The sequence below is a fragment of the Aeromonas sp. FDAARGOS 1408 genome (genome assembly GCF_019048665.1).
GTDB classification, from domain to species: domain Bacteria; phylum Pseudomonadota; class Gammaproteobacteria; order Enterobacterales; family Aeromonadaceae; genus Aeromonas; species Aeromonas dhakensis.
This window is the reverse complement of the sequence record NZ_CP077394.1, coordinates 731,981-752,764: the sequence shown is the minus strand read 5'-3', so window position 1 is coordinate 752,764 and position 20,784 is coordinate 731,981. Positions and strand designations below refer to the sequence as shown.

General features: G+C 58.4%; 17 protein-coding genes and 1 tRNA gene. 6 read left to right on the top strand and 12 right to left on the bottom strand.

What is annotated here, in order from left to right; genetic code table 11:
* Positions 1-36 precede the first annotated feature (36 nt).
* A complete protein-coding gene (locus I6L38_RS03725) occupies positions 37-711 on the top strand; it encodes a response regulator transcription factor (protein ID WP_010634645.1) in 675 nt (224 codons plus the stop codon).
* A complete protein-coding gene (locus I6L38_RS03720; RefSeq protein ID WP_005298736.1) occupies positions 711-2,093 on the top strand; it encodes an ATP-binding protein in 1,383 nt (460 codons plus the stop codon). Before I6L38_RS03725 ends, I6L38_RS03720 begins: the two co-directional genes overlap by 1 nt.
* 312 nt (positions 2,094-2,405) lie before the next feature.
* Here I6L38_RS03720 and glk read toward each other — a convergent pair whose 3' ends face one another.
* Positions 2,406-3,374, bottom strand: a complete 969-nt coding sequence (gene glk, locus I6L38_RS03715) for a glucokinase (protein ID WP_216989161.1) — start codon at positions 3,372-3,374, stop codon at positions 2,406-2,408.
* 349 nt (positions 3,375-3,723) lie between these two features.
* Between glk and I6L38_RS03710 the strand changes: the two genes are divergently transcribed.
* Positions 3,724-4,578 carry a MurR/RpiR family transcriptional regulator gene (locus tag I6L38_RS03710; RefSeq protein ID WP_005298732.1) on the top strand — a complete coding sequence of 285 codons (855 nt, stop codon included), beginning with the start codon at positions 3,724-3,726 and terminating at the stop codon, positions 4,576-4,578.
* Between the two features lie 163 nt (positions 4,579-4,741).
* On the top strand, positions 4,742-6,181 hold the full coding sequence (pyk, locus tag I6L38_RS03705) for a pyruvate kinase (protein ID WP_005298729.1): 1,440 nt from the start codon (positions 4,742-4,744) through the stop codon (positions 6,179-6,181).
* A gap of 66 nt (positions 6,182-6,247) precedes the next feature.
* Here pyk and I6L38_RS03700 read toward each other — a convergent pair whose 3' ends face one another.
* The 4 genes from I6L38_RS03700 to I6L38_RS03685 form a co-directional block, all read right to left on the bottom strand.
* Positions 6,248-7,294, bottom strand: a complete 1,047-nt coding sequence (locus I6L38_RS03700) for an efflux RND transporter periplasmic adaptor subunit (RefSeq protein WP_042889144.1) — start codon at positions 7,292-7,294, stop codon at positions 6,248-6,250.
* Positions 7,295-7,309: 15 nt separating this feature from the next.
* Positions 7,310-10,372 (bottom strand): efflux RND transporter permease subunit, encoded by a 3,063-nt coding sequence (locus tag I6L38_RS03695; protein WP_216989160.1) that lies wholly within the window; start codon positions 10,370-10,372, stop codon positions 7,310-7,312.
* Between the two features lie 170 nt (positions 10,373-10,542).
* On the bottom strand, positions 10,543-12,867 hold the full coding sequence (locus I6L38_RS03690) for an acyl-CoA dehydrogenase (protein WP_005298724.1): 2,325 nt from the start codon (positions 12,865-12,867) through the stop codon (positions 10,543-10,545).
* A gap of 48 nt (positions 12,868-12,915) precedes the next feature.
* Complete coding sequence (locus I6L38_RS03685; protein ID WP_017781124.1) at positions 12,916-13,569, bottom strand: TetR/AcrR family transcriptional regulator; 654 nt, start codon at positions 13,567-13,569, stop codon at positions 12,916-12,918.
* A gap of 479 nt (positions 13,570-14,048) precedes the next feature.
* Between I6L38_RS03685 and I6L38_RS03680 the strand changes: the two genes are divergently transcribed.
* Both I6L38_RS03680 and I6L38_RS03675 read left to right on the top strand, forming a co-directional pair.
* Positions 14,049-14,789: a phosphatase gene (locus I6L38_RS03680; protein WP_017788582.1), complete on the top strand. Its 741-nt coding sequence runs from the start codon at positions 14,049-14,051 to the stop codon at positions 14,787-14,789.
* Between the two features lie 85 nt (positions 14,790-14,874).
* Positions 14,875-14,950, top strand: a tRNA-Thr gene (locus I6L38_RS03675).
* A 402-nt stretch (positions 14,951-15,352) separates the two neighbouring features.
* On the opposite strand, the gene I6L38_RS03670 is transcribed toward I6L38_RS03675, so the two are convergent.
* The 7 genes from I6L38_RS03670 to I6L38_RS03640 form a co-directional block, all read right to left on the bottom strand.
* Entirely contained in the window at positions 15,353-15,784 is a 432-nt protein-coding gene (locus I6L38_RS03670) for a hypothetical protein (RefSeq protein ID WP_113995472.1), read from the bottom strand.
* Positions 15,784-16,158, bottom strand: a complete 375-nt coding sequence (locus tag I6L38_RS03665; protein ID WP_216989159.1) for a hypothetical protein — start codon at positions 16,156-16,158, stop codon at positions 15,784-15,786. The genes I6L38_RS03670 and I6L38_RS03665 overlap by 1 nt, the downstream gene beginning before the upstream one ends.
* 225 nt (positions 16,159-16,383) lie before the next feature.
* Positions 16,384-16,737 (bottom strand): hypothetical protein, encoded by a 354-nt coding sequence (locus I6L38_RS03660; RefSeq protein WP_216989158.1) that lies wholly within the window; start codon positions 16,735-16,737, stop codon positions 16,384-16,386.
* A 545-nt stretch (positions 16,738-17,282) separates the two neighbouring features.
* A complete protein-coding gene (locus I6L38_RS22765; protein ID WP_216989157.1) occupies positions 17,283-17,645 on the bottom strand; it encodes a helix-turn-helix domain-containing protein in 363 nt (120 codons plus the stop codon).
* A complete protein-coding gene (locus tag I6L38_RS03650; RefSeq protein ID WP_216989156.1) occupies positions 17,608-17,808 on the bottom strand; it encodes a hypothetical protein in 201 nt (66 codons plus the stop codon). Before I6L38_RS03650 ends, I6L38_RS22765 begins: the two co-directional genes overlap by 38 nt.
* Positions 17,809-18,782: 974 nt before the next feature.
* Positions 18,783-19,265, bottom strand: coding sequence for a hypothetical protein (locus I6L38_RS03645; protein ID WP_216989155.1), 483 nt, complete (start codon positions 19,263-19,265; stop codon positions 18,783-18,785).
* A 148-nt stretch (positions 19,266-19,413) separates the two neighbouring features.
* Positions 19,414-20,748 (bottom strand): site-specific integrase, encoded by a 1,335-nt coding sequence (locus I6L38_RS03640; protein ID WP_216989154.1) that lies wholly within the window; start codon positions 20,746-20,748, stop codon positions 19,414-19,416.
* Positions 20,749-20,784: the final 36 nt, after the last annotated feature.

The following is a 20,784-nucleotide window of genomic DNA, read 5'->3' as shown; positions in this document are numbered from 1 at the left end:
TAATTGACAGCCTGGATCCCCATGATCGCGCACCTTATGAAAATTTTGTTGGTCGAAGACGACAAGCTGCTCAATCACCACCTCACCACCCTGCTGACCGAAGCCCAGAATCAGGTGCACAGCACCGAGAGCGCCCAGGTGGCCCTGCATTACGCCGCCGACTACCCCATCGACGTGGCCATCATCGATCTGGGCCTGCCGGACATGGACGGTCTGCAGCTCATCCGCCAGCTGCGCGAGCAGCAGATCCCCTTCCCCATCATCGTATTGACCGCGCGTGGCAACTGGCAGGACAAGGTGGAGGGGCTGGAAGCGGGGGCGGACGACTACCTGGTCAAGCCGTTCCAGAAGGACGAGCTGCTGGCCCGCCTCAACGCCCTGGTGCGCCGCAGCGCCGGCTTCATCTCTCCCAGGGTCAAGGCTGGCGACTACGAGCTGGATCTCTCCCGCAAGGAGCTGACCATCGCCGGAACACCGGTGGTGCTCACCAGCTTTGAGTACCTGATCCTCGAATACCTGATGCGCAACGCCCGCCAGGTAGTCTCCAAGCAGCAACTGCTGGATCAGCTCTACGGCGACGGCGAGGGGGACCCCAACACCATCGAGGTAATGGTGAGCCGGCTGCGCAAGAAGCTGGATCCGGAGGGGCTCATCCAGCCCATCTCCACCATCCGCCGCCAGGGCTACATCTTCAATCTGTCGTGCAGCTGATGGGCTTTCGTCTGCCGCGCCCCATGCGCTTCATCCGCCGCTCGCTGCACATCAAGCTGATGCTGAGCGCCATGCTGGTCATCGCGCTCATCATGTCCTTCTCGGTCTACATCCTCTATCTGGGCCACACCGATGAGCAGGCCCAGAAGGCCAGCACCCGCATGCAAGAGAACCTCTCCAAGCTGTTCTCCTCCAAGATGCCGGACGCCCAGGCCAGCACGGATCTGGGCCGGCTCACACCGGATGCCATCGACCCCAACCTGGACACTCTTATCTGCCGGGCCGACGGCCAGCTGAGCTGGTCCAGCCTGCACATGCCGGAGGTGATCCAGGTCAAGGACTCCATCTGCGACGATCTGATGAAGTACCTGGGCGGGCTGGATCAGGACTACTTCTTCAAGCGCCTCACCATCAAGAACGGTGAGAGCTACTTCATCTACAGCCTGCGCTTCTTGCGCAACCACGGTGACGGCCCCACCACCTATTACGTGGTGATGGTCGATTCCGCCAAGCGCTACCTGCTGCAGACCCGCGACTACCTCTACCAGTGCATCCGCCAGGCCCTGCTCGCCTACGCCCTGCTCGGCGCCCTGCTGCTGCTCACCAGCTTCTGGAGCCTGGGCTCCCTGCGCACCATGGCGCGCCAGATCGACGAGATCCGGGCCGGCAAGCGGGAGGCGCTCTCCAACGACTATGAGCGGGAGCTGACGCCGCTGACCGAGTCGGTCAACCAGCTGCTGGAGAACGAGCGCCAGCAGACCCAGCGCTACCAGCATGCCCTCAACGACCTGGCCCACAGCCTGAAAACCCGGCTGGCGCTGATCCAGATGACGGCGCAGGAGGTCAAGCTGGGGCGCGACATTCACGACAACATCAATGAGCAGATCCTGACCATGGATCAGATCATCCAGTACCAGCTGCGCCGCGCCGTCACCGGCCGCAAGCGGCTCGCCAGCAAGGGGACCGAGCCGGTGCCCCTCATCGAGAAGCTGCTGGCCAGCCTCGCCAAGGTCTATCGCCACAAGAAGCTGCAGACCCGCTTCAAGTTCGACGACGACGTCTTCTTCGCCGGCGAACAGGGGGACCTGATGGAGCTGATGGGCAACCTGCTCGACAACGCCTTCAAGTTCGCCATCAGCGAGATCAAGGTGACGGTGAGCCGCCGGCTCGACCGGTTGCGGATCGAGATCGAGGACGACGGCCCCGGCATCGACCCGGGCAAGTCGCAGCAGATCTTCCAGCGCGGGGTGCGCGCCGACAGCTCCCCCGGTCAGGGGATCGGGCTGGCGGTGGTCACCGAAATCGTGCACAGCTACGGCGGCCAGATCATGGTGGACGAGTCCCCGCTCGGCGGCGCCCGCTTCACCCTCGACCTGCCCTGAGCCCATTCCTGTTCACCCAGTGCGCCTGCCAACCGGCAGGCGCACTGCATTGTGGCCCCGCCACCTCACACAGACCCGGCTGCCGCCATCGCCAGCAAAACAGGCCGGCAGTAAACGGCGGGCATAAAAAAACCGGCCACAAGGGCCGGTGAAACAGTTCAGGCTTGTCAGGTGACAAACGCACCCAGCGGATGAAGAGAAGTCCCAATTCCTTATGGCGCCCTCTCTTCTTGAGTACGTAGGGACACTCTACGCCATGGTCACTGAATCAAGGCTGAACCATGGCCATTGCGTCACCCGCCCTGTCGTTGCTTACAACTTGATGCCCAGCGACTGGCGCAGATAGGCGCCGGCACCGAGCAGGCCCGGCCCTTCATGGGTGATGAGGAAGACCGGGATATCCTTGAGATAGGATTTGAAACGTCCCTTGTCTTCGAAGGCCACCCGAAAGCCCGAGCTGATGAAAAACTCCTGGAAGCGCGGCACTATGCCACCGGCGATGTAGACGCCGCCGAAGGTGCCCATGTTGAGCGCCAGGTTGCCGGCAAAACGGCCCATCAGCACGCAGAACAGGCTCAAGGTGCGACGGCAGTCCAGGCACTCGCCCGCCAGCGCGCGCTCGGTGATGTCCTTGGGTTCGAACGCCTGCGGCTCGCGGCCATCGGACTTCACCAGACCGCGGTAGATGTTGACGAGGCCGGGGCCGGAGAGCAGCCGCTCGGCCGAGACGTGGCCCAGCTCGGCGCGCATCACCTGCAGCACCGCATCCTCCTCTTCGCTGTTGGCGGCAAAGTCCACGTGACCGCCCTCGCCCGGCAGGCTCAGCCACTGCTCACCCGCCTGCACCAGGTGGGCGACGCCAAGGCCGGTGCCGGCCCCGTAGATGGCGATGGGCTTGCCGGCCACGGGGGCCGAGCCACCCAGCTGGATGCGATCGCTCTCCCCCAGCACGGGCACCGCCATGGAGACGGCGGTAAAATCGTTGATCACCTGCAGCCGGGTCAGCCCCAGATTGGCCTGCATCTCGCTGATGGAGAACTCCCAGCTGTGGTTGGTCATGGCGACCCAGTCGCCGTTGATGGGGCAGGCGATGGCGATGCAGGCTTCGCCCACCTGCACCTTGTGCTCATCCAGATAGAGGCGAACCACGGCTTCGAGAGTGGGATGGGCCAGCCCGGAATAGGTCTTGGCCCGGGAAATGGTGCCGGTTGCCAGCTCGCACAGGGCCAACCGGGCATTGGTGCCGCCTACGTCGCCGACCAGCGCATGGGTATGCTGCATAAAACAACTCCTTCGTTACTGGGGTCGGGGCGGCCGTTACCGTCCCGCACTTATTATTTGGTGCCAATTCTACCCGAGCCCCTCCCCTTGCGGCGCGTTTGATGGGTGCAACTGTGCGCCCGCTCACAGTGTTGTTGCTTTGCAACATTTGTAAGCGCTTTCACGGAATGACTGGAAGTTTGTAACCAAAACAACGAAATAATTAGACATGAGTCATACTTTGCAGGGCCGAGATTAGTTTCGATAAGAGCTTGTCTTGTATAGTCATCAAGTTGATTGGAAACCTGCTTAGCCATGAATTTAGTGCAAAGACACTGAAGCTAAATTACAAAAACGCCTGGTGGTGATGATGAATACCCTTGATAAAATTACTAATAATTTGGAAAGTTTCAGTAAATCAGAGCGTAAAGTCGCCGAGGTCATCCTGGCCTCCCCACAGACGGCCATCCACTCCAGTATCGCCACCCTCGCCAAGATGGCTGACGTCAGTGAACCGACCGTCAACCGTTTCTGTCGCCGGCTCGATACCAAGGGCTTTCCCGATTTCAAACTGCATCTGGCCCAGAGCCTGGCCAACGGCACACCCTATGTGAACCGCCACGTGGAGGCAGAAGACGGGCCCGATACCTATACCGCCAAGATCTTCGAATCCACCATGGCCTGCCTCGATGCCGCCAAGAACAGCCTGGACATCTCGGCCATCAATCGCTGCGTCGACATCCTGACCCAATCCAAGAAGATCAGCTTCTTCGGCCTTGGGGCCTCCTCCGCCGTCGCCCGCGATGCACAGAACAAGTTCTTCCGCTTCAACATCCCGGTGGTGAGCTTCGACGACATCGTCATGATGCGCATGAGCTGCATCAACAGCAGCGAAGGGGACGTGGTGGTGCTCATCTCCCACACCGGCCGCACCAAGGCGCTGGTGGAGATTGCCGCGCTGGCCCGTGAAAACGACGCCACCGTCATCGGCATGACCGCCAAGGACTCCCCGCTGGCGCGCGAGTGCAACCTGGTGCTCTCCATGGACGTGCCGGAAGACACCGATGTCTACATGCCGATGGCTTCGCGCATCGCCCAGCTCGCCCTGGTGGACGTGCTGGCGACCGGTTTCACCCTGCGCCGCGGCATGAAATTTCGCGAAAACCTGAAAAAAGTCAAAGAAGGTTTGCGCGAATCCCGCTTTGATACACCCCACTCTTCGTGAACAACGGGGGCCCCGGCCCCCGGCTGTCTCTGCCACCTTCCTTGGTGTAGTATTGTAATTTAGTAACAAAAGCCACCCAGATGGCTTGCAAGCGGGTGCAATGGGTCATGCGCTTGACGGGGCAGTATCTCAAGTCATATCAACTTCAAAACTGGAGTCTTTCATGCCAAGACGTACAAAGATTGTAACCACACTCGGTCCGGCCACCGATCGCGAAGGGATCCTCGAGGGGATCATCCGTGCCGGTGCCGACATGGTGCGGATGAACTTCTCCCACGGCACTGCTGAAGACCACATCCTGCGCGCCAACCAGGTGCGTGATATCGCCGCCAAGCTGGGCCGTCACGTCGCCATCATGGGCGACCTGCAGGGCCCCAAGATCCGCGTTTCCACCTTCAAGGACGGCAAGATCTATCTGGCCATCGGCGACAAATTCATCCTCGACGCCGCCCTCGGCAAGGGTGAAGGCTGCCAGGAGCAGGTCGGCATCGACTACAAGAGCCTGCCCAATGACGTGGTGCCCGGCGACATCCTGCTGCTGGACGACGGCCGCGTGCAACTGAAAGTGGAGCAGGTCGAAGGCACCCGCATCCACACCACGGTCACCGTGGCCGGTCCGCTCTCCAACAACAAGGGCATCAACAAGAAGGGTGGCGGCCTCTCCGCCCCAGCCCTGACCGAGAAGGACAAGGAAGACATCAAGACCGCCGCCCGCATGAACGTGGACTACCTGGCCGTCTCCTTCCCCCGTTGCGGCGATGACCTGCGCTACGCCCGCGAGCTGGCCCGCGAAGCCGGCTCCAACGCCAAGATCGTGGCCAAGGTCGAGCGCGCCGAGACTGTCGCCACCGACGAGGCGATGGAAGACATCATCCTCGGCTCCGATGCCGTCATGGTGGCCCGTGGTGACCTTGGCGTCGAAATCGGCGATCCCGAGCTGGTCGGCGTGCAGAAGAAGCTCATTCGCCACTCCCGCCGCCTGAACCGGGTGGTCATCACCGCGACCCAGATGATGGAGTCGATGATCAATGCGCCGCTGCCGACCCGTGCCGAAGTGATGGACGTGGCCAACGCCGTGCTGGACGGGACCGATGCGGTGATGCTCTCCGCCGAGACCGCCGCCGGCCAGTTCCCCATCGAGACCGTCACCTCCATGGCCAGCGTCTGCGTCGGTGCCGAAAAGCACCCGAGCCTGAACGTCTCCAACCACCGCATGAGCTACACCTTCACTTCGGTGGAAGAGGCCGTCGCCATGTCCACCATGTATGCAGCCAACCACCTGGAAGGGGTCAAGGCGATCGTGGCGCTGACCGAATCGGGCACCACCCCGCTGCTGATGTCCCGCATCAGCTCCGGCCTGCCGATCTTCGCCCTGTCACCGCACAACAAGACCCTGGCCTGGACCAACCTCTACCGCGGCGTCACCCCTGTGCTGTTCGACGGCGACGAGACCAAGCCGGTCTACGAAGTGTGCCGCGATGCGCTGGACGTGCTCAAGGCCAAGGGGCTGCTGCAAAGCGGCGACATGGTGTTGCTGACCCACGGCGACAAGATGGAAACCGTCGGCAGTACCAACACCTGCAAGGTGATGATGGTCGAGTAATCGCCCCTCCAGCCTGCAACAAAAACGGCTCCCGCGGGAGCCGTTTTTCATGGTGACCAAGCTGGATCAGCCGCGAAACAGCTCCACCTTATCGCCATCCTGCAGGCTGCCGGCGCCGCGCACCACCACCCTGTCCCCCTGCTTGAGCGCCCCGCTCACTGCCACCTGCCGGCTGTCGCCGAACAGCACGGTCACCGGCACCCGGTTTACCTTGAGCACCTCGCCGTGCTGCTCCACCTGATAGACCACGCTCCCCTCGGTGTTGAGCACCAGGGCATCGCGCGGCAGCAACATGGTCTGCTGCTCCGCCAGCGGCAACGCCACCCGCACCGGCGAGCCGATGATGAAGCGCCCCCCCTCCGGCTTGAGGCGCAGTTCGATGAGGCGCGACTTGGGATCGGCGCTCGCCGCCCGCTGGTAATAGACCCCGTGGCCGCTGAGCTGATCCCCTTCCACCCGCAGCCGGGTCTGGGGCGCCAGCTGACCGGCCCAGACGATGGGGGCCTGCAGGCGGATGTCGGGTTGATCGGGGTTGACCAGCTCCAGCGCCTGCTCGCCGGCATCCACATGCTCCCCCGGCTGGATAAAGTGGTTGTTCACCACCCCGTCGAACGGCGCGAAGATGTGGCTTCTGCGCAGCTGCTCCTCAATCTGGCGCACCTGCACCCGCGCCAGCCGCTCGGCCAGTTCAGCCTGCTCCACGTCGTAGCGCGCCTTGTCGTACTGGCTCTGGGAGGCGCTCTTCTGGCGGTGCAGGGTCGCCAGCCGGCCAAACTCGGCGCGGGCAAAGCGCACGTTGCTCTCCCACTTGGCCTGCTCGGCCTGGGCCTGCTCCAGCGAGAGCCGCAGCGCCGCGCTGTCGAGGCGCAGCAGCTCATCCCCCTTGCTGACCCGGCTGCCGAACTCGGCGATCCACTCCACCCGGCCGCTCACCTCGGCGCTGAGCGCCGCCTGCTGGCGGCTCGCCACCGTGCCGCTGACCCAGATGCTGGCCGCAGCCTCCCCCCGGGTCACGTCCGCCAGGGTCACCATCTTGCCCTGTGCCAGCGCGGGGAACACGCCCCCCGCCAGCAGCGCCGCGCCCACAACCATCCTTGTAAAAACTCGTGTCATCGTTGAGCTCCTTGCTCAGGCCCGCTGCCGAATGGCCTGCGGCACGTCGACCCGCTCACCCAGCCGCAGGAAGGCGGGCAGCAGGACCAGGGTAAACAGGGTGCTGCAACTCATGCCGCCAACGATGACGGTGGCCAGCCCCCGGTAGATTTCGCTGCCCTCGCTCGGGCTCAGCATCAGCGGCAGCATGCCGAAGATGCTGGTGAGGCTGGTCATGGCGATGGGCCGCATCCGGCTTTGCAGGGCATCGGCCACCGCCAGCTGGCGGCTCATCCCCTCCCGCTCCGCCGTGCGGGTCTGGTGCACCAGCAGGATGGCGTTGTTGACCACCAGCCCCAGCAAAATGACGAAGCCGATGATGGTCAGCAGATCCATCGGCAACGGCACCAGCAGGCCGCTCAGGTGCAGCGCCAGCACGCCGCCGACGGTGGCAAGCGGCAGGGTCAGCAGCACCAGCACGGCATCCTTGAGGGAGGCAAAGACCCCCCACAACAGGATCAGCAGGATCATCACCGCAAACAGGAAGATGGCCCCCAGGTTGCCCAGCGCCTGCTGCAGGCTGTCGGCATTGCCGGAGACCCGCAGCTCGCCACCGGCGGGCAGCAGTGGCCGGATGGCGGCAAAGCTTTTGCTCTGCAGGGTATCGAGCACCTGCTCCATGCTCATCCCCGCCGGGGGAGAGATCTGCAGGCTGATGCTGCGCCGCCCGTCAGCCCGAAAGATGCTGGCCGGCCCCATGTCGTGCTCCACCCGCAGCAGCTCGCCGAGCGGCACGATGCGCCCGGAAGGGGTCGCCAGGGGCACCGCCTTGAGTTCATCCGGGTTGGCCGAGGTCTGCCCCATCAGCATGATGTCGAGCCGCTCCTCCCCGTCGAAATACTCGCCAACCCGCAGCCCGTCGCCGAAGGTCTGGATGATGGCGGGCATGGGGGTGCGATCCCAGCCCACCTCGGCGAGGCGCCGGTCCTGCGGCACCAACCGCAGCTCGGGGGCGGTGAAATCGAGATCCGGCTGCGGCCTCACCTGGGCCCCCGGCAGATCCTGCTTGACGATGGCCATGGCGGCCCGCGCCGCCCGATAGAGCTCAACCAGATCACCTCCCTGCAGCAACAGGGAGATACCGTTCTCGCTGTCAAAGCCGCCGAACAGCGACCCCTGACCGCCAAACACCTGGGTGTCGGGGATGCCCACCAGCAACTGCTTCATCAGCAGCTGCTCCAGCACCTTGATCTGGTCCTCCTCTTTCGGCCGCACCCCGATCTGGGCGCCGCCCGGGTAGCGCAATATGTAGTAGTTCTTGAGGGCCGGCTCCTGCTCCCCCTTCATATAGGGATCCAGCCTGGCGATGAGCGTGTCGATCACCTCCTCGCGCTGGGCCTTGAGGTTGAAGCCCGGGGTGAAGTTCATCCAGACATCCACCGCGTCACGCTTCACGTCCGGCAGGTAGTCCATCTTCGGCAGCAGGGCCCAGGTCGCCAGCGCCGGCAGGCTCATCATCAGGGTGATGACGGTCCAGCGCCGGCGGGGCGTCGCAGTCCAGCGGATCACGTGGCGGGTGGTACCCTGCCACAGCGCCTCATAGGGGTCAGTCAGCCGCTCGCGCCCCATCCAGCGCGCCGCCACCGCCGGCAGCACGGTCACCGCCACCAGCATGGAGACGGTGACGGCGCAGGCGATGGTCAGCGCAAGGTCTGCAAACAGCTGCCCCTCCACGTCGTTGAGCAGCAGCACCGGCAGGAAGATGGCGACCGTGGTCAGGGTGGAGGCCACCAGCGCGGTCCACACCCGACTGGTGCCGTCCAGCGCCGCCTCCGCCTTGCTCAGATCCCCCCGCTCGTGGCGCCGGTAGATGCTCTCCAGCACCACGATGGCGGCATCGAGCACCATACCGACCGCAAAGGCGATGCCCGCCAGCGAGATGACGTTGAGGGTGCGTCCCAGCACCTTGAGCAGACAGAAGGTGAGCATGATGCTGATGGGGATGGCGATCGCGATCATCAGGGTCGCCCTGAGCCGGCGCAGAAAGACCCAGAGGATGGCGCAGGAGAGCAGCACGCCGAGCCCCAGGTTGGCGGTCACCATGCTCACCGCCCGGTTGATATAGAGAGAGGCGTCGAACGACTGCTCCATGTGCAGGCCGACCGGCTCCAGCACCTCGCGGTTGAGCTCGCCCACCTTGAGCTTGATCGCCTCCAGCGCCGCCAGGGCGTTGGCCCCGCTCTCCTTGAAGATCTGGGCGGCGATGGCGGTGTTGCCATTTTGAATGCGCAGCACCGGATTCTCCTCCCGGGCCAGCTGGATCTCCGCCACGTCCCGCAGATAGATGGGCAGGCCGTCGCGCCAGTCCACCACCTTGTCTCCCAGGGTCGCCACGTCGTAGCGGCCGGCAAAGCGCAGCTTGTACTCCCAGCGGCCGATGTCGAGGGTGCCGGCGGAGACGTCCCAGCCGGTGCTGGCCCGGCTGGCCAGCACCGGGATCTCCACCCCCAGCTCGGCGGCGCGGTAGGGGTCGAAGCGGATCTGGATCTGGCGCTCGTTGATCCCCTGGATGTCGACCGTCGACACCCCGGGGATCCGCTCCAGCTCGGGTTTTATCCGCGCCTCGATCAGCGCCTGGTGATCGTCGATCGGCCCCTTGGCGCCGGGCAGCTGCTGGATGAAGAAAAAGGTGAGGGTGTCGTTGCTGCTGTAGTTGTTGACGTAGGGACCGCCAATCTTGTCCGGCAGGCCGGAGACCCGGTTCAGGCGGGAGATGACGTCAAGCTGGGCCCGCTGCATGTCGGTGCCGAGGGCAAACTCCAGATCGATCTCGGTGAAGCCGGGGAAGCTGTTGCTGGTGAGGTTCTTGAGCCCCTGCACCCCCTGCATCTCCTGCTCGATGGGGTCGGTTATCTCCGACTCCATCTCCTGGGGTGAGGCCGAGCGCCAGTCCACCGAGATGTTGAGGTGCGGGCGATCTATGTCGGGAAACAGCTGGATCGGCAGCCCCCGGATGCTGAGCAGGCCCAGCAGAAAAATCAGCACGATCGAGACCGCCACCCAGATGGGACGTTCGATCGCCGTTTTGGCGAGATTCATTCACTCTTCCTGAGTTTGTTGTTGTCGGCCATTCCGCTGGCCTTGCTTCCTGCCCCAAGGGTGGGGGGCCATTGCATTAAACTGGAATTAATCGAGGTTGTAAATGCATGGTTAACAAACAAAAAAACCGGCCATATCGGCCGGTTTCAGATTCAGGAGCGAGTGCCCTCTCAGGCGGCGTGCACCACCGGATTTTGCTGGGATAACCCCTCCAGCTCGCCCGGGGCAAAGTTGTCCACCTGGATGGCTTCGTAGCGCAGGGCATCGGCGGCCAGCAGCTTGTCCGCCTCGTCCTTGCTCAGGATGGATTGAGACAGGGCAGCGGCAACCAGCTCCGGCAGGGCCAATTTGCGGGGCAGCTTGCCCTCTTTCTGGGCCTGCACCAGTTTCTTCTCGTAAGGCTGCACCGAGACCATGGCCTGGAAGGCACGCTCCATCAGGCCGACCGGATCCGCCTCGTCCTTGCCCACATAGCAGAGCGCGGTCAGACGGTCGCGGAACTCACCCGGCTTCATCATGGCCAGGCAGATGGCGTGGCAGCGATCGTCGGCCGGCATCTTGTAACCCACGCCGAACGGGAACACCACCCGCTTGAGCACGGCGCCCACCACCTTGTTCGGGAAGTTCTGGAAGAAGCCCTCGAACGCCTTGCCAATCAGGTAGAGGTTGCGCTCCACCGCATACTGCACGAACGGCAGATCGGAGACCATGCGGCCCTGATCCTCGTAGTGCTTGAGGGTGGCAGAGGCCAGGTAGAGGTGGCTCAGCACGTCACCCAGACGGGCGGAGATCATCTCCTTGCGCTTGAGATCGCCACCCAGCATCAGCATGGAGACGTCGGCGCACAGGGCCAGCCCTTTACTCATGCGAGAGAGCTGCTTGTAGTAGCGGGCGGTTTCACCGGCCACCGGGGCACTGTTGAACTGGCCCAGAGTCAGCCCCTGGAACAGGGAACCGAAGAAGTTGCCGGCGCCAAAGGCGATGTGCTTCATCAGCAGGGCGTCAAACTTCTCGAGACCGCGCTCCACGTCGGTATCGGCCGCCGCTTCCAGCTCGGCGAACACGTACGGGTGGCAGCGGGTAGCCCCCTGCCCGAAGATCATCAGGTTGCGGGTCAGGATGTTGGCCCCTTCCACCGTGATGGCCACCGGAATGCCCATGTAGGCGTAGCCGGTGTAGTTTTTCGGGCCCAGCTGGATGGCTCGGCCGGCGTGGATGTCCATGGAGTCATCCATGATCTGGCGCGCCATCTCGGTCATGTGGTACTTGGAAATCGCGGTGACGATGGCCGGTGCCTGACCGAGATCTAGGGAGCCGGCGGTCATGCGACGGGCCCCTTCCAGCTGATAGGTGAGGCCGCCGATGCGGGCCAGCGCTTCCTGCACCCCTTCAAACTTGCCGATGGACATGCCGAACTGTTTGCGCACGTAGGAGTAGGCGCCGACGGTGCGGCTCGCCATGTGACCACAGGCGGTGCCAAGGGCAGGCAGCGAAATGCCGCGACCGGCGGAGAGGCACTCCACCAGCATGCGCCAGCCGCGACCGGCGTAATCCGGGCCGCCGATGATCCAGTCGAGCGGGATGAATACATCCTTGCCGAAGGTCGGGCCGTTCAGGAACGCCAGACCCATGGGGTAGTGGCGATCGCCTACGCGCACGCCCGGGTGGCTGGTAGGGATGAGCGCGCAGGTGATGCCCAGCTCTTCCTTGTCACCCAGCAGTTTTTCCGGGTCATAGAGTTTGAACGCCAGCCCCAGCACGGTGGCGCGCGGCGCCAGAGTGATGTAGCGCTTGTTCCAGTTGAGGCGAATACCCAGCACCTCTTCACCCTTGTGCATCCCCTTGCAGACGATCCCCTTGTCCGGGATGGCGCCGGCATCGGAGCCCGCTTCCGGCCCGGTCAGGGCGAAGCAGGGCACTTCCTTGCCGTTGGCCAGCCCCGGCAGCCAGAAGTCTTTCTGGGCCTGGGTGCCGTAGTGCATCAGCAGCTCGCCCGGGCCGAGGGAGTTCGGCACCATGACGGTGACTGCCACGCTCAGGCTCTTGGTGGCAATGCGGGTGACTATGGTGGAGTTGGCGATCGCGGAGAATTCGCGGCCGCCGTAGGATTTCGGGATGATCAGGGAGAAGAAGCCTTCCTTCTTCAGATAGTCCCAGACCGGTTCCGGCAGGTCTTTGGTTTCGTTGACGATCTTGAAGTCGTCGACCATGGCGAGCAGGGTCTCGACCTGGTTGTCGATGAAGGCCTGCTCCTCGGCGGTCAGCTCGGCCTTGCCGTAGCCGTGCAGTTTTTTCCAGTCGGGGTTGCCGCGAAACAGCTCCCCATCCCACCAGACGGAGCCGGCTTCCATGGCCTCCCGCTCGGTGGCAGACAAGGGCGGCAGTATCTTCTTGAAGATGCCGAACACCGGGCGGGTGACCACCTTTTTACGGATGGAGGGCACGCCGAGCACGACGGCTATCGCCAGCACCAGCAGGATAAGCAATGTGATCATACTCAAGTTCCTTCTATTTCACTGTTTCCGTTGATTTATTGTTGGTTGTTACACGGCCAGGGAGAGCCTGGTCGACTCCACGGGCGCCCCGACACCGGACGCCAGATAAGGAATGACGTTGCGTACCAGCCCCTCCACATCGAGCTGCTGGCCGAAATCGGCCTGGGCGATGTCGCGCAGCGCATCGGCCGAAGCCATGGTGAACACGACAGTGCCCAGGGTGAAGTGCAGCCGCCAGAACAGATCCGCCGGCGACAACTCAGGGTTGGCCTTGGAGATGGCCTGGGTGATCCGCTGCAAAATGGGGCCGTAATGGGCGGTGATGAAGCGGCGCAGGTGGCCCTGGCTGTCGATGTAGCCGCGTCCCAGCAGCTGCATGAAGATGGCCGGACCGTTGGTGCGCACCGCTACCAGCTTCATCAGCGGGTCGACGAAGCTCTCGAACACCTGCAGCAGGGTCAGCTGCTCCTGCGTCATCAGGGTATGGAGGCGTGCATCCAGCTCGGGCATGAACAGACTCAGATAGCGATCGAGCACCGCCTGGATCAGCTCCTTCTTGGAGCCGAAGTGGTAGTTCACCGAGGCCAGGTTGACATCCGCCTCGCTGGTGATCAGACGCAAAGAGGTATCGGCGAACCCCCGTTCGGCAAACAACACCTCGGCGGCATCGAGAATGCGGTTTTTGGTATCGATTTTACTCACAGGACACCTCACTTAAACGAATGTTTAAAAAGTACGTTTCACAACCTTTTGTGTCAAGAGAATGTGAACATGTGTTAGTGAAATGTTTTTCGTGAAAATGGGGAACAAGGCGGGAACTTCACGGACAAATCGGACTCTATATCTATGCCACTGCAATTAAACATTAAGTCTCGCCCAACCTGCTCCATGCTAGTTGGGCATTTTTTTACCCTGCTTTTACCCTGCTGCTATCCAGCACGCTGGCAAACGGGCAAAAAAAACCGTCGCAGGGCGCGACGGCGGGGAAATGAGGTTGCACCATCCTGATCCAACCCATCGATGCGAGTTCAGGCTTTCATCGATGCACCCATCATGGCTGCCAAGCGTGTTCAAACTTTGTCAACCTGCCCTCAATTTGTGACAAAGTATGACAAGCCACCACATGGTCTAGACCCGCCGCCTTTGCTATGCTGGCCCCTCACGCCAGAGGGGAAGATAAGATGAAGTACACGGTCGATACCCACACCCACACCGTCGCCAGCACCCACGCCTACAGCACCATTCACGACTACCTGCCCATCGCCAGGGCAAAGGGGATCAAGCTGTTCGCCACCACGGATCATGGCCCCGATATGGCGGATGCCCCCCACTTCTGGCACTTCGTCAATCTGCACGTGTTGCCACGGGTGGTCGACGGGGTCGGCATCCTGCGCGGCATCGAAGCCAACATCAAGAACATCGATGGCGAGATCGACTTCCCCGAGCGCTACGAGTCTCGGCTCGACATGATCATGGCGGGCTTTCACGAGCCAGTGTTCCCCCCCTGCGATCAGGCCACCCACACCCAGGCCATGATCAACGCCATCAAGAGCGGCCGGGTCGACATGATAAGCCACCCCGGCAATCCCGCCTTCCCCATCGATATCCAGGCCGTGGTCAAGGCAGCGGCAGAGTATCGGGTGGCGCTGGAGCTCAACAACTCCTCCTTCAGCCACTCCCGCCCGGGTAGTGAAGGCAACTGCCGCGCCATCGTCGAGGCGGCGCGGGACATGGGTGCCTACCTCACCTTCGGCTCCGACTCCCACGTGGCCTTCAGCCTCGGGGATTTCGAGCACTGCCACCGGCTGGTGACCGAGGCCGGCTTCCCAGAAGAGCGGATCCTGGCTCGCTCCCCCCGCGCCCTGCTCGATTTTCTCGAAAGCCGCGGCCGGGCCCATATTCCGGAGTTCGCCGACCTCTGACATTGGCCGTAACTCCATGAGCTCACTCATAAAACCGAGTGCAGCTCATTGACTTGCCCCCGGGTTTTCAGGAATCTAGTGGCACGCCGGTATAGCTCAGTTGGTAGAGCAGCGCATTCGTAATGCGAAGGTCGCGGGTTCGACTCCTGTTACCGGCACCAGATAAAACAAAGGGTTAGCTTCTTGGTGAAGCTAGCCCTTTGTGCTTTTTAGCGTATTTGCCCAACACCATGCCCAACACTTCACAGTGTATAGGCTGCCCATGACGGGCGGCTAACTTGTCTTGTACGCATAGAGAGGACACCAGAGGAAAATGAAAGAATCGAGGGGGAGATAGGATAGGTCTGTTCGATTACGGGGGAAAATTGCATGGAGGGGAGCAGGGGGTAGGGGGGTCTTCTTATATATGCAATGAGGCTTGAAAAAATCTCACAGAAAATATGACAAATGGCCCCCTCTGCAAGAGTCAATACAACCCCATGAGCATACTGGCTATAGGGGATAGTAATCAGATGGGGGCTGCATGTCTTGAGAGGCGTGAGGGGTAAAGTACCTCTCCTCTATCACCGGATTACTTCATCTTTCACGGCTTCATAGTAGGAATAGTGGGAGTGTCGAGCGCATAAGGGGCAAGAAATCCGCTCCTCTTGCCAATCTCTCTTCTGAATGAGCGTTACGCCCTTACAAGCTGGACACCGATGGTTGATATTCAGCGCCCTTAGTTCTTCTTGGCGTTCACTGTCAACATTCAGAAAGGCCAAATCAAGCGCCCCTTGTAGCGAACGAGTATCGGTATAGACACCATCACACAAAGCCATATCAAAGCCTTTAAGTTTGGGTGGCGTAATACGGTAAGTGTTCTTGTTACGCTCAATGACAACGCCCTTGTAAGAGAATCTAGTAATTTCTGATTTGTATTCATGAAAGCGGACAGGCTTATCAGCCTGCCCTCCGAACTTGTAATTTGCAGCCTTTGGCGTCTTGATGAGGGACATTAACCACCTCTAAGTTTCTTGAAGAAGTCAGCAGCATCTTGGCTGTTGGTGAGTGGGCTAGGCTTGTAACCAGCTTTCACACGTCTAGCACGGTCCCATTGATTCCATTGCTTGGTTGTCCAATTGGGATTAGCTAATTCATCCCCTGTAAACTCCGTTTGTTGAATAGGATCTGAGAAACCATGTTTACGCATGGCGTCAGTCTTAAGAGAGCGCATGTATTCAATGTGCTCTTTAGACCCTGCACCAATACCAAGAGCTTTCATGCTCTTACTGACTTTAGAGACGTCGCCTTGAGCCTCTTGAATGATGGCTGCAAGCTGGTCATCACTGATTGATTCATCTTGAAACAGGTCTTTGATTTGTTCGTGCATATTTAGTTTCTCCGAAAGGAATTGGGCGCCCAGGTGAAAGGGGCGTCAATGTCATAGTTCTTGAATTTTGAATAATCGCGGTAGTGGTCATAGTGGGTTACAGGAACCCGTTTGCGTGTGTTAAGAAAACACCACATAGTAGAGTCCTACTTTGCTAAAAATGGCTGTTTTAAGCCTTGATATACAAGGGCTAGAGAGGAAGTGACACAGGGGGGAGGTACTGCCCTACAGGGTAGGGTGAGTGGCACTAATAAGCTCGTTACGCAATCGGTGATAGGTACGTTTAGAGATGCCGTATTTGGTATGTAATACGGAATGAGAACAACCTAGCTTGATTTCTTGCTCTAACTCGGGGGTACGCTGGTAACGCATCCCTTTCGATTTATTCAATTGCTCTTGCTTGGTGAGCAAGGATTCATCGATTGCCTCTGAGAGAGCGTAGGTATCAGTGACTAGCATTCGGCTGTAAAGGCTGGTCGGCCTGATGCCTGCAATAATCTTGATGATACCATTTGCGCTTTGGCGCTCTACGCATACCGCCCTATCTTGTTGGTTGTAATAGACATGATAAAGGTTCATACAGTAACAACCTCCTCGCCAACTACAACCGTGACGCCTTGGGACGAGACGGTATTGCTAATCTCTCGCATAGCCAAGCTTATGTATTTTTCTGGGAGCTCTTTGTAACTCACCGCGTTTTCTAAGCCCCCCGCTAGGAGAATTAATTCACCTGCTCGCTCTCGTTCTACAGCACAACAGCGACTATATTGATCGAGGTGCGCTATTATTGTTCTTTGCATTCTTGTTCTTCTGCTCCCACTGTAGAAAGCCCTAAGTTATTTAGCAGGGTGCGTACACTCTCACGAGTGAAGGGCTTACCTCGTTGGGTTAGATAACCCTTCACATTAAGAGCTGAGGCAAGGGAGACATACCCGAAACCAAACGCCAATAGCTCTTCGACTGGTTCACGCAACTTATCGAAGTACGTCGCGTTAGCAGCAGCTCTAGCTAGCATAAATTGGTCATGAGTTGAGTTGTATCGTTGCATTGTCGTTACCTATTGGATTATAAAAATTGAAATCATGTGGGTTAAATAGACTACAAGGGGATATAAAAATAGGATTTTACCAATCATCTAGATCATCCTCCCAAGCATCCCCTTTAGCTTCAGGCTCTGCCGATACTGGCGTCAGCTTGTCTGGGTTAAGGATTAAAATTCGGGTCTTCTTGTTAGCGCCAGCATCGTATTTTGTAATACGTTGTAGGTATCCACGCTCTTCAAGATTGGAAATGGAATTGCGTACAGACCGATCACACAAGCTAGTTAAGGCTACTAACTGAGCGTTTGTAGGCCATGCACGTAAATCACCGTCACGTAGGGGGTTGATAAAGGATGAGAGGGTTAGGAGCAAGTGCTTGTCATTGCTTGACAGGTCAGATAGGTTTGCCCTACACAGGGCTGTTGTTATTTCCAGTTGAGTTTTCATCACGTTTGTCGCGATCCTTTTCCTTGATAGCCAAATCCTTTAGGATTAGGTCTACGATGTAGCGAGTTGCCTTTACACCTTCTGGTAAATGCTTGGCCAGCTCATTGGCGCAAAAGGCAGGTATCTTGACCCGAAGGCCATTCTCTTGAGAATACATACTCATACCTCTATCTTTATTTGGAACGGGCAAGAGCCCACTTACTGGCGTAAGCAGGCTACATTTTAAATAGCTTGTATATACTTATACTGTTAGTTGTATGTTTTCTTGGACAAATATTTTCATGGATGTTTGTTAAGTGTGTGTGCTCTCTAGGTAAGGGATATGCCTACTCTCCAATTAGGAGTAGCTCTAGGATATGGCTGGAGTGAAGGGCTACAAGAAGAGGAGATGATACCATTTGTAATGAGGGCGCATTCTCTAGGTGCAAGAGGGGGGGCACTATTTGCCAGGGGGGGTGGCACTATTTGCCCAATAACATATAATATAACAAATAAATTAAGTAATTATTATGCGGCACGTAGTGCCACCCTCTTGTGCCGAAGGCGTTATAGAGGATTACTGGAGATATGTGCCTCAGGCCTGCAGGGCCAAGCTAAAGAAGACGCCTAAAGGAAAGAGAGAAAAGACAAACCCCTTCCCCTGTCCTTGTAGCCCTTGGCTACTAGCTACTTACTGTGTGGATTTCTTCCATTTTTTTTTGGCGTATCTTTTACTCTTTGCCGAAGGCGTTGGTCTGCTCACTTATGCTATATAGTGTCACTAGGCGTAGCCTAGGGATTCTACACGTAAGCCTCTCAACCTCGTTAGGGACGATTCTAGACGCCTTCCTGTATGTTTATCTAATCAGCGTTACTTTCTTCAATTACACACAACCGTCCTTTAGTTTGGATCAAAATGTGTCTGGGTTTACCACTATCCAATATTCCCCAGACACCGACCAATTCGATTCTATCACCATAAACCTTGATGTCCCTCCCTTCAAAGCTAACGTGCCCTCCTTGTGATTCACACATAACTTTTCCCTTTTCAAAGTTTGGATAGAACTTGAATAGGAATGGCCCTGCCACTAAGGTCAGTAACACTACAATGATCGCTATGAAGGAAGCCTTTCTATAGAAATCCATACAATCCCTACACTAATGTAAAACTAGCTTTGGCGGTTCCCTTGTGCCATCACTGTCAAGATACTCTTCATATTCGGCCATAAAGACAGAGAGGTTTTGGTTGAATCTGCGCAGGTCGTACCCCCGTAATTCAATACCACCTAGTAGTGACTGTGCGATACTTAACGCATGCGTATCTGTACTGATCTGATCAATCAAGAATCCCTGTTTTGCTAGATGTTGGTGCATCCAATTGATATCACCAGCGCTCTTATACAAACACCAATGGAAGAAAAATATTAGTGCGCCACATTCATAGATGAAGCGGAAAGGATCAGTTGCACTCCCCTCCGTTTTTGCAATCATCAGCCCTAGTTCGTTACCACACTCAGGCCCAAGATCCCCCATCATACGTGATACCAATGATGGGTTAACCCCTAGAGTACGTGACAATATGTCCACTGCCTTTCTTACTGTTTTTGCTTCGGTGAATAGTTGAGAAATGAGCTTGAACATTTTCTTAAGTACTCCATGTGCATTGCTGACGGTTTTGTGAGCTACGCTAGCACGCTATTATTGCAAAGAGCTATTGTCACCCTTCTATCGAGTAACACCATTAGGGCTCACATTACTATTCATCGTCACTAAAGCAATGCCTTTGGATTCAGGAAAATAACCCACGTCCCTCAACGTTGAGAGATACAACGTTGTCAGGCTTGGTTTGCTCTGTTTGCGTAACAGTTTGAATAAAACCTCCCCAGCGTAGAAACAGGGCACGTAACTTCTCGGCCATGCCGCCGACTTGATAGGTGCGTATCAACCTGTCTTTGGGAACATGGTTGAGCATCAGCTCGATCAAGCGCTCGGGAGCATCCAGATACTCAGCGGCTCCTGTAGCTACGCTTCGGCGCAAGTCGTGAGGACTAAACGGCACAAGCTCGGCAAGGTATTTCATTCGGACACGTTCTAGCGCACGGGTAACAGCATCTCCTGTAATCGGGTGTCCTGGCTTGCTGGTTGATTCAAATACATAGGGGCCATTGGATAGGGGCTTTTGCGCCTCTATGATTTCCAGTGCCAAGGGGCAGAGAGTGACAACGTGGGCGCGTCCGTTCTTAGTCTCGGGGATTGTCCAGCGGTCGCCGTTAATCTGCTCCCAGCGCATCCCTACAGCCTCAGAACGGCGCACAGCGGTTAGGCAAATCATACGTAAGCAGTTAGCCACCCCAAGCGACAAGACCACGTTAGACGCTATTCCACGTCCACCAGCAGACACAGAACCGCCCCCACTGGTTGCCTGTTCAAGTGCTGCCCATAGCTGGCGTAATTCATCCTTGGTTAACCAGCGTTCACGGGGTGGGGGCATAGACGCCCCAAACATCGCGGGCTTGAGTAGGCGAGCAGGGTTGATTTCGATGTGACCTTGTAACACAGCATGATCAAGGCACTGATTCAGGATGATAAGCCCCTTGCGTGCCCCTTCGGTTGTTTCTACTTGGCGGAAGTGTTCATAGAGCACAGCACGGGAGAGATCACACACTCTGATATTGCCTATGGCTGATTCAATATGTCGCGTATACGTCCCCTCGTAATCCCGTTGGGTGCGGGAACCTATCGGCTTTGACTTGGCTCGCATTGCCATCCAGTCACGGTAAACTTCACCGAGGGTAGGCATCTGAATATTTTTAGCCTTGGCTTGCTTGGCTACCTTGCGCGGATCAATTCCTTGTTTAACCAAGGCGACGGCTTCGGCGTGTACTGTTCTAGCCTTAGCGAGTGTCATCGCTGGATAAAGCCCGATCTGATAGTCAAACTGCTTACCGTTTAGTCTTGCCCGATAGTTGAATCGTTTGAGGCCATCAGGGCGCACTTCAATGTGAAGTCCCCCTCCGTGCTTTGAATAGACGGTGAAGCGACTAACCGCCTTTCCTTCCTCGGTTGTTAACGCCGAAATCTCCCGATCTTGTGTTATCGGTTTCCGTTGCTGCCTGTCTGCCATGATGCCCCCTGTAATGCCCAACTCTATGCCCAACAT

What these genes read in the sequence shown, in the direction of transcription:
- glk (WP_216989161.1), bottom strand. Translation starts at nt 3,374, where the DNA reads ATGCAGCATACCCATGCGCTGGTCGGCGACGTAGGCGGCACCAATGCC.
- I6L38_RS03665 (WP_216989159.1), bottom strand. Translation starts at nt 16,158, where the DNA reads ATGCACGAACAAATCAAAGACCTGTTTCAAGATGAATCAATCAGTGAT.
- I6L38_RS03725 (WP_010634645.1), top strand. Translation starts at nt 37, where the DNA reads ATGAAAATTTTGTTGGTCGAAGACGACAAGCTGCTCAATCACCACCTC.
- I6L38_RS03640 (WP_216989154.1), bottom strand. Translation starts at nt 20,748, where the DNA reads ATGGCAGACAGGCAGCAACGGAAACCGATAACACAAGATCGGGAGATT.
- I6L38_RS03695 (WP_216989160.1), bottom strand. Translation starts at nt 10,372, where the DNA reads ATGAATCTCGCCAAAACGGCGATCGAACGTCCCATCTGGGTGGCGGTC.
- I6L38_RS03650 (WP_216989156.1), bottom strand. Translation starts at nt 17,808, where the DNA reads ATGAGTATGTATTCTCAAGAGAATGGCCTTCGGGTCAAGATACCTGCC.
- I6L38_RS03670 (WP_113995472.1), bottom strand. Translation starts at nt 15,784, where the DNA reads ATGTCCCTCATCAAGACGCCAAAGGCTGCAAATTACAAGTTCGGAGGG.
- I6L38_RS22765 (WP_216989157.1), bottom strand. Translation starts at nt 17,645, where the DNA reads ATGAAAACTCAACTGGAAATAACAACAGCCCTGTGTAGGGCAAACCTA.
- I6L38_RS03710 (WP_005298732.1), top strand. Translation starts at nt 3,724, where the DNA reads ATGAATACCCTTGATAAAATTACTAATAATTTGGAAAGTTTCAGTAAA.
- I6L38_RS03680 (WP_017788582.1), top strand. Translation starts at nt 14,049, where the DNA reads ATGAAGTACACGGTCGATACCCACACCCACACCGTCGCCAGCACCCAC.
- I6L38_RS03720 (WP_005298736.1), top strand. Translation starts at nt 711, where the DNA reads ATGGGCTTTCGTCTGCCGCGCCCCATGCGCTTCATCCGCCGCTCGCTG.
- pyk (WP_005298729.1), top strand. Translation starts at nt 4,742, where the DNA reads ATGCCAAGACGTACAAAGATTGTAACCACACTCGGTCCGGCCACCGAT.
- I6L38_RS03690 (WP_005298724.1), bottom strand. Translation starts at nt 12,867, where the DNA reads ATGATCACATTGCTTATCCTGCTGGTGCTGGCGATAGCCGTCGTGCTC.
- I6L38_RS03700 (WP_042889144.1), bottom strand. Translation starts at nt 7,294, where the DNA reads ATGACACGAGTTTTTACAAGGATGGTTGTGGGCGCGGCGCTGCTGGCG.
- I6L38_RS03660 (WP_216989158.1), bottom strand. Translation starts at nt 16,737, where the DNA reads ATGAACCTTTATCATGTCTATTACAACCAACAAGATAGGGCGGTATGC.
- I6L38_RS03645 (WP_216989155.1), bottom strand. Translation starts at nt 19,265, where the DNA reads ATGTTCAAGCTCATTTCTCAACTATTCACCGAAGCAAAAACAGTAAGA.